We start from the raw sequence: 7,655 nt of genomic DNA on the forward strand, positions 1-7,655 counted from the left end.
ACCGCAACTGCCTTCTTCTTTTCTCGTTGCACGTTTCCATCTCTGCATGACGGAGACATGCAAGAGGCCCTTTTTTGGGCGCAACGATTATAGGCGGAGTACTGTTACAAGTCGTCAATTTCGCTGTGGCGTCAATGCGGCCGCCGAGGGGCGATCATTGCTTTCCCCATTCGAGCGCATCGACGCATCACCGCAACGCACGACGCACCGCCATGAAACGTAGGCCGGTGCGCCATGCACCATCATCGCCCGCAGGCCGCTTACGGCGCCGCCTCCATAAGCCAGATCGGTCCGTGCGACGCGTGCCCATTCTCTGTTGGCACGAGCCTTGCACATGTCGCCCCCGCAGTCGACGCGGCGTCGCCTCGACTGCTCCGATCTCAAACAAATCGATTTACCCACGGCAAGGGGAAGCTAATGAAACGTCGTAGCCTGTTGAAGCTCGGTTCGGTCTCTGGCGCAATGGCGCTCGCAGGACAAAGCCCTTTCGCCCGTGCGCAGTCCAATAGCGGTCCGATCAAGGTCGGCATCCTGCATTCGCTCTCGGGCACGATGGCGATCTCGGAGACATCGCTGAAAGACACCGCGCTGATGACGATCGCCGACATCAACAAGAACGGCGGCGTGCTCGGCCGCAAGATCGAGCCCGTCGTCGTCGACCCGGCGTCGAACTGGCCGCTCTTCGCCGAAAAAGCGCGGCAGCTTCTTACGCAAGACAAGGTGGCCTGCGTATTCGGCTGCTGGACATCGGTTTCGCGCAAATCGGTTCTGCCTGTTTTCGAAGAGTTGAACGGGCTCCTCTACTACCCCGTTCAGTACGAAGGCGAGGAAATGTCGCGCAACGTCTTCTATACGGGCGCAGCGCCGAATCAGCAGGCCATTCCCGCCGTCGAGTATCTGATGAGCCCCGAAGGCGGCGGCGCGAAGCGCTTCTTCCTGCTCGGCACCGATTACGTTTACCCTCGCACGACGAATAAAATCCTGCGCGCGTTCCTCCATTCGAAAGGAGTGAACGACGCCGATATTCAAGAGGTCTACACGCCTTTCGGTCACAGCGACTACCAGACGATCGTCGCAAACATCAAGACGTTCTCGCAAGGCGGCAAGACAACCGTCATCTCGACGATCAATGGCGACTCGAACGTTCCGTTCTATAAGGAACTCGGCAATCAGGGCCTCAAGGCGACCGACGTCCCCGTCGTCGCGTTCTCGGTCGGCGAAGAGGAATTGCGCGGCATCGATACCAAGCCGCTCGTCGGCCACCTCGCGGCATGGAACTACTTCATGTCCGTCAAGAATCCCGAGAACGTGAAGTTCAAGGCGCAGTTCGCCTCGTGGGTCAAATCGCAGAACCTGCCAGGTGGCGCCAAACGCGTGACCAACGATCCGATGGAAGCGACGTTCGTCGGCATTCACATGTGGAAGCAAGCTGTCGAAAAGGCCAAGAGCACGGACGTCGACAAGGTGCGCGTCGCGATGGTCGGCCAGAGCGTCAACGCGCCATCGGGCTTCACGCTGACGATGGACGGCAATCACCATCTGCACAAGCCCGTCATGATCGGCGAGATTCGCGGCGACGGTCAGTTCAACGTCGTCTGGAAGACGAAGACAGCCGTTCGTGCCCAGCCGTGGAGCCCGTTCATCGCCGGCAACGAGGGCAAGCCCGACGTGGTCAGCTCGATTCCCGAGTTCCTGCGCCGGCGCAACGTGGCGTGATGCCCTGCTGCGTCGAACCGTTGTAACGCGTCACTCCATCGTTAGTTGAACGAAGCATGCGCGACGGACAGGACTCCGACTGGTCGTCGCGCATTGCGTTCGCCCCTCATATCCGAGCTTGCTCGGAAAAAAACCGGATGAAGCCGATATTCATGATTGCTCGTCCAAGCTCCAGCCTCAGGCCACGTGCGTCACTGCCCGCACGCGTACCGGCGCTCGCTTGCGCATGGCTGTTGACGCTCGTCTGCTCGCTCGCGAGCTCCGCGGCGCTCGCGTTGACGCAAGACGACGTCGCGCCGCTCGCGGGCGATGATTTCGAAGCGAAGTCGGCCGTCATCGACAAGCTCGTCGCCGAGCACGATGCGCGTTCGTTAGCAGTCCTCAACGCACTCGCCAACGATCAGGCGTTGGCCACGTCTTCCGGTGAAGTGCTGATTCAGCCCAACGATGCGGGCGATCAGGCGCAGGATGCCGTTACCGGAAAAATGGTCGCGGTCGGCGATGCGCAGGCCATTACGTTGAACAACTCGCTGCGCACCAAAGTTGCCGGGGCACTCGCAGGCCTGCAACTCGCCTCGCCCGATCTTGCCACGCGGCGCGTGGCCGTCGACGCGCTGTTGAGCAATCCCGATCCGGCCATGAAGCCGCTCATCGATAGCGCTCGCGCGAAGGAGACGGATCCGGTGCTCAAGCACCGGCTCGATACGCTTTGGGCCACCACGGCCCTGTCGGATCGCGATCCGGCCAAGCGGCTCGAAGCCACGGAGCTCGTCGCGGCGCGCCACGATCCCGACACGTACGCGCTGCTGCGACCGCTCGTCGCCAAGCGCCCCGATGGGACGTTCGCCGAGCCCGACGCGCGCGTACGTGAAGCGGCGCAGCGCGGCATCGACGCGCTCGATGCCGTCGAACGCGAAAGCCGCATCGCCGGAACGCTGTTCGCCGGCGTCTCGCTCGGCAGTGTGCTGTTGCTGGCGGCGCTCGGCCTCGCCATTACCTATGGCGTCATCGGTGTCATCAACATGGCACACGGCGAATTCCTGATGATCGGCGCCTACGCCACCTACGTCGTGCAGAACGCGTTTCAGCACTATGCGCCCGCGGCGTTCGACTGGTATCCGCTTGTCGCGGTACCCGTTTCGTTCGCGGCCGCGGCGGCTGTCGGCATCGTCATCGAACGCCTCGTCATCAAACATCTTTACGGGCGGCCGCTCGAAACACTGCTGACCACGTTCGGCATCAGTCTCGTGCTCATTCAGGCCACGCGGACACTGTTCGGCGCGCAAAACGTCCAAGTGGCGAACCCGCATTGGATGACGGGCGGCATCACCGTGCTGCCGAATCTGATCCTGCCTTACAACCGCATCACGATTCTTGCCTTCTCGCTTGCCGTCATCGCGATTGCATGGGCCGTGCTGACGCGCACGCGGCTCGGCCTCTTCGTGCGTGCGGTCACGCAGAATCGCAGCATGGCGGCCTGCGTCGGCATCAAGACGGCACGCATCGATTCGTATGCGTTCGCATTCGGAGCGGGCATCGCCGGGCTCGGCGGCTGCGCGCTTTCCCAGATCGGCAATGTCGGCCCCGACCTCGGCCAGAGCTATATCGTCGATTCGTTCATGGCAGTCGTGCTGGGCGGCGTCGGCCAGCTCGCGGGCACCGTGCTCGGCAGCTTCGGGCTCGGGGTGCTCGCCAAAGCGATCGAGCCGTTTTCAGGGCCCGTCCTCGCGAAGATCGCCGTGCTCGTATTGATCGTGCTCTTCATCCAGAAACGTCCACAGGGGCTCTTCGCTCTCAAGGGACGCAGCGCCTGAGACACGCTATATGACCACTACGACTTCCACTTCGCCGCTCGCCGGCCATACCATCGCCGAAGCTAGCGAGAGCGGCGACGCCACGCTGTCGGGCTTTGCGCTCGGATTGCCTCCGCGCCGTTCGCTCTTGCCGCGCCCCGCCTGGGCCGCCCTCGTTGCGCTGATCGTTGCGGTAGGTCTCGGCGTGCCGTTCGCCGCCCTCGTGCTGCCGCAATCGAGCGAGTTTCATCTGTCCGCTTATGCGCTGACGATCGGCGGCAAGTTCATGTGCTACGCGATTGCCGCGCTCGCGCTCGATCTGGTCTGGGGCTACTGCGGAATCCTTAGCTTGGGGCACGGACTCTTCTTTGCGCTGGGCGGCTATGCGATCGGCATGCACCTGATGCGCGCAATCGGTCACGACGGTGTCTATCAGAGCGATCTGCCCGACTTCATGGTGTTTCTCAACTGGCATGAACTGCCCTGGTACTGGCACGGCACCTCGCATCTCTGGTATGCGCTCGCGCTCGTCGTGCTCGTGCCGGCCGTGCTCGCCTGGACGTTCGGCTTCTTCGCGTTCAGGTCGCGCGTGCAAGGGGTCTATCTGTCGATCATCACGCAGGCGCTGACGTATGCCGCGATGCTGCTCTTTTATCGCAACGAAACGGGATTCGGCGGCAACAACGGTTTCACGGACTTCAAGCGGATTGCCGGCTTTCCGATCACGCATCCCGGCACGCGGACTGTGTTGTTCCTGCTGACGTTCGCAGTGCTCGTGCTCGCATTTCTTGCGGCACGCGCGATCGTCGTTTCGAAGCTCGGGCGCGTTGTGACCGCCATGCGCGACAGTGAAACGCGGCTCATGTTCCTCGGCTACAGCCCGCTCGCGTACAAGCTCTTCATCTGGACGCTGTCGGCCGTGCTCTGCGCGATCGCCGGCGCCCTCTATGTGCCGCAGGTCGGCATCGTCAATCCGAACGAGATGTCGCCCGGCAACTCGATCGAAATGGCGATATGGGTGGCCGTAGGCGGACGCGGAACGCTGATCGGGCCGATTGTCGGCGCGTTCGCCGTCAATGGCGCGAAGAGCTTCTTTACCGCTTATTTCGCCGAGTATTGGCTCTTTTTCCTCGGCGCGCTCTTCGTCGTCGTGCCGCTCGTCATGCCGCGTGGGCTCGTGGGGCTCGCCGAGCGTATCTTCTCGCGGAGGACGCAGCGATGAATGGGGTCACCGATACGGCTGTGGCCGACAACCACGCGCTCTCAGGCACTGCCGCAATGGGTCATGCCGTTGCGCAGGGCACCATCGACGTCTCGCACGGAACGATTCTTTACGTCGAGGATGTCACTGTCAGCTTCGATGGCTTCCGCGCGCTCAACAGCTTGACGCTTACGCTCGACGTCGGCGAGCTGCGTTGCGTGATCGGGCCGAACGGTGCGGGCAAGACGACGATGATGGATGTCGTCACGGGCAAGACGCGGCCCGATCATGGCAAGGTCTTTCTCGGTCAGACGCTCGACCTGACGCGCATGGACGAGCCTTCGATTGCGCGCGCCGGCATCGGCCGAAAGTTTCAAAAGCCGACCGTATTCGAGCAGCACCCTGTCTGGGAGAATCTCGAACTCGCGATGCAGGCGGACAAGGGATGGTGGGCGTCGTTGCGCGCCCAATTGAATCGGGATGCGCAGGCGCGGATCGAGGAGACCCTCGAGACGATCGGGCTCGAAGCGAGTGCGCGTCGGTTTGCCGGTGAGCTTTCGCATGGACAGAAGCAACGGCTCGAGATTGGCATGCTGCTGATGCAGCGGCCCGCATTGTTGTTGCTCGACGAGCCGGCGGCCGGCATGACTGACGATGAAACCATGGCGCTCGCGCAGTTGCTCGATCGTTTGCGCGGGACGTGTTCGATGCTCGTCGTCGAGCACGATATGGAGTTCGTCGCCGCGCTCGCGGGCGAGCGTTCGCGCGTGACCGTCATGGCCGAAGGGCGGGTATTGGCCGAGGGTACGCTCGACGAAGTGAAGCGCGATGAAGCGGTGATCGAGTCGTATCTTGGGCGCTAATCAACAAGGAATTGGATCGATGCTCAACATCGACAGGCTCAATCAGTTCTATGGCGGTAGCCATATTCTGCGCGATGTGACGATGGAAGTGCCGCAGGGATCGTTGACCGTGCTGCTCGGGCGGAACGGTGTCGGCAAGACGACGCTGTTGCGCTGCCTGATGGGGCTCGTGCGCGCGAAAAGCGGCACGATCGCCTGGGGCGGACAATCGATAGAGGCGCTGCCGCCGCATGCACGCGTCGCGCGCGGGCTCGGGTATGTGCCGCAAGGGCGCGAGATTTTTGCGCGGCTGACCGTCGAAGAGAATCTGCTCGTTGGTGCAGCGAGCCGAAAGCCCGTCTCGGAGGTACCCGAGCGCATCTACTCGCTTTTTCCCGTGCTGAAGGATATGCGGAAGCGGCGCGGCGGCGATCTGTCGGGTGGACAACAGCAGCAGCTCGCGATCGGACGTGCGTTGATGAGCGAGCCGCAGCTTTTGATTCTCGATGAGCCTACCGAGGGGATTCAGCCTTCGATCATTCAAGAGATCGGACGGACGCTTAGGAGGCTCGTCGATGAGACGGGGATGACGATTCTCCTTGTCGAGCAGTATTACGACTTTGCGCGTGCGCTCGCCGATCGGTATTGGGTCATGCGGCGTGGCGAGATCGTCGCCGGTGGCGCGGGCGCCGAAATGGATGAGAAGGGGGTGCGGGAGTTGATTGCTGTCTAAGCGATCGTATCCGCGCACCCCTTCTCCGCTTGGCTCAGCAGGCTAGGACGGACTAGCCTGGAGGGAGCTTGCTGCCCGTTATCGGTTGATCGAGCCCAGGCAGTGGCCTGCCCGGCTGCCATGCATCGACTAATGCTTTAGCACGATCCTTTTGAGCGCTGGACAACTGTGTTTCGACTTGCCCGCTCAGGCCCTGCGAAAATTGAAGAACGTCTTCTCGATTGCCCGCATATTTAAGTGCGGCTTGGAAGAACGTGTACGATTTGAACAGGTCTTTCCGTATGCCGGGGCGCCCGGTCAAATAGACGACACCCATGCTTTGGAGTCCCTCGGCGTTGCCTTGTCGAGCGGCCTGGCGATAGAGCGAGACCGCCTTTTTCACGTTCGGCGCCATCTTCCACGGACTTTCGTACAGCATCCCCAACGCGTTTTGAGCGGGTGCATAGCCGGCGTCAGCGGCCATCCGAAAACATTGCGCAGCGATCAGAAACACCTTGGCGGCTAGAGCTTCGCTATCGTCATTGCGTCTCCTCGACTCGCGAAACGCCGCGTCGTCAACTTTGACGCCAATCTCATACTGCTTCTCGGGACCGCTATTTCGAGCCGCGACGAGATACCACTTTGCAGCAACAACCTTGTTGGTGATGGAATAGTAATCGCCGAGCAGCTCGGCCGCTTCGGGGCTGCCCAATTCAGCGGCCGGCGTCAGCTCAGCCACGGCCGTTTGCCAATCCAGACGGTGGTATGCGGCAACGCCCTCTTTGAGACCGGCAACCGCGGAAGAGGAAAACAAAAGAATTAAGGCCAATGCGACAAACTTTCTTATCATCTGTTAAAGCCCTCGTGAGATGGAATATTTCGGACTTGGGATGCTTACGCCTGGTGAGGCGCGGCCGATCTTAGCGGCAATACCCTGCCCTTGAGCGCGGCCGAAGGAAAAATCAGACGGTCGTGTGTAAGTGGCTGATGCGTCCATAGCGAGCGACTAATCCTGCCGGGACTGTGCGCACCACTATGCGAGCGACGCGCCGTTCCGATAGTGCTCGCGCGCCGACTGCTGACGTTAGGCGTCAAATGCCCCTCGCGGTTCAAGTGCGCCCGGAACTAGAGAGGCTCGAGATGAGCATGGCACCGCACGACGTCTTGTGGCCGTCGAAAGCTGCAGGCTTGCCGTCGACGATGAAGTCCGGATCGCCTTCAGCGATGACGCAAGACTCATGGCCCGCGATCGGACACGAACAGCGGTCGCCGAGTCTGGCGACGGCACGGCCCATTACGTCGCTCATGTCGCTCCCTGTTTCGACCCTGCCACCGTGACTCGTTGCATCTCCGACTCGGATGATGCCTCGCATTCCGTCGCTCCTCTTTCT

Annotated in this window: 7 protein-coding genes; 5 read left to right on the forward strand and 2 right to left on the reverse strand. The window is 61.7% G+C overall.

Features of this window, described 5'->3' with window-relative positions; genetic code table 11:
- Nucleotides 1–417 precede the first annotated feature (417 nt).
- The 5 genes from urtA (at nucleotide 418) to urtE (ending at nucleotide 6,285) form a co-directional block, all read left to right on the forward strand.
- Entirely contained in the window at nucleotides 418–1,716 is a 1,299-nt protein-coding gene (gene urtA / locus B0G57_RS27975; RefSeq protein ID WP_018442123.1) for an urea ABC transporter substrate-binding protein, read from the forward strand.
- Between the two features lie 152 nt (nucleotides 1,717–1,868).
- Nucleotides 1,869–3,530 carry an urea ABC transporter permease subunit UrtB gene (gene urtB, locus B0G57_RS27980; protein ID WP_051090079.1) on the forward strand — a complete coding sequence of 554 codons (1,662 nt, stop codon included), beginning with the start codon at nucleotides 1,869–1,871 and terminating at the stop codon, nucleotides 3,528–3,530.
- A gap of 10 nt (nucleotides 3,531–3,540) precedes the next feature.
- Nucleotides 3,541–4,731: an urea ABC transporter permease subunit UrtC gene (gene urtC / locus B0G57_RS27985; RefSeq protein WP_018442121.1), complete on the forward strand. Its 1,191-nt coding sequence runs from the start codon at nucleotides 3,541–3,543 to the stop codon at nucleotides 4,729–4,731.
- Nucleotides 4,728–5,573, forward strand: coding sequence for an urea ABC transporter ATP-binding protein UrtD (gene urtD, locus B0G57_RS27990; protein WP_018442120.1), 846 nt, complete (start codon nucleotides 4,728–4,730; stop codon nucleotides 5,571–5,573). Before urtC ends, urtD begins: the two co-directional genes overlap by 4 nt.
- A 19-nt stretch (nucleotides 5,574–5,592) precedes the next feature.
- Nucleotides 5,593–6,285 (forward strand): urea ABC transporter ATP-binding subunit UrtE, encoded by a 693-nt coding sequence (urtE, locus tag B0G57_RS27995; protein ID WP_018442119.1) that lies wholly within the window; start codon nucleotides 5,593–5,595, stop codon nucleotides 6,283–6,285.
- A 52-nt stretch (nucleotides 6,286–6,337) separates the two neighbouring features.
- Here urtE and B0G57_RS28000 read toward each other — a convergent pair whose 3' ends face one another.
- Complete coding sequence (locus B0G57_RS28000; RefSeq protein ID WP_020566354.1) at nucleotides 6,338–7,114, reverse strand: tetratricopeptide repeat protein; 777 nt, start codon at nucleotides 7,112–7,114, stop codon at nucleotides 6,338–6,340.
- Nucleotides 7,115–7,373: 259 nt separating this feature from the next.
- On the reverse strand, nucleotides 7,374–7,637 hold the full coding sequence (locus B0G57_RS28005; RefSeq protein ID WP_026229939.1) for a PAAR domain-containing protein: 264 nt from the start codon (nucleotides 7,635–7,637) through the stop codon (nucleotides 7,374–7,376).
- Nucleotides 7,638–7,655 lie beyond the last annotated feature (18 nt).

It is taken from the genome of Trinickia symbiotica (assembly GCF_002934455.1).
In the GTDB taxonomy this organism is placed as follows: domain Bacteria; phylum Pseudomonadota; class Gammaproteobacteria; order Burkholderiales; family Burkholderiaceae; genus Trinickia; species Trinickia symbiotica.

Coding starts and splice junctions, on each gene's coding strand:
- urtE (WP_018442119.1), top strand. CDS start 5,593: ATGCTCAACATCGACAGGCTCAATCAGTTCTATGGCGGTAGCCATATT.
- B0G57_RS28000 (WP_020566354.1), bottom strand. CDS start 7,114: ATGATAAGAAAGTTTGTCGCATTGGCCTTAATTCTTTTGTTTTCCTCT.
- B0G57_RS28005 (WP_026229939.1), bottom strand. CDS start 7,637: ATGCGAGGCATCATCCGAGTCGGAGATGCAACGAGTCACGGTGGCAGG.
- urtB (WP_051090079.1), top strand. CDS start 1,869: ATGATTGCTCGTCCAAGCTCCAGCCTCAGGCCACGTGCGTCACTGCCC.
- urtA (WP_018442123.1), top strand. CDS start 418: ATGAAACGTCGTAGCCTGTTGAAGCTCGGTTCGGTCTCTGGCGCAATG.
- urtD (WP_018442120.1), top strand. CDS start 4,728: ATGAATGGGGTCACCGATACGGCTGTGGCCGACAACCACGCGCTCTCA.
- urtC (WP_018442121.1), top strand. CDS start 3,541: ATGACCACTACGACTTCCACTTCGCCGCTCGCCGGCCATACCATCGCC.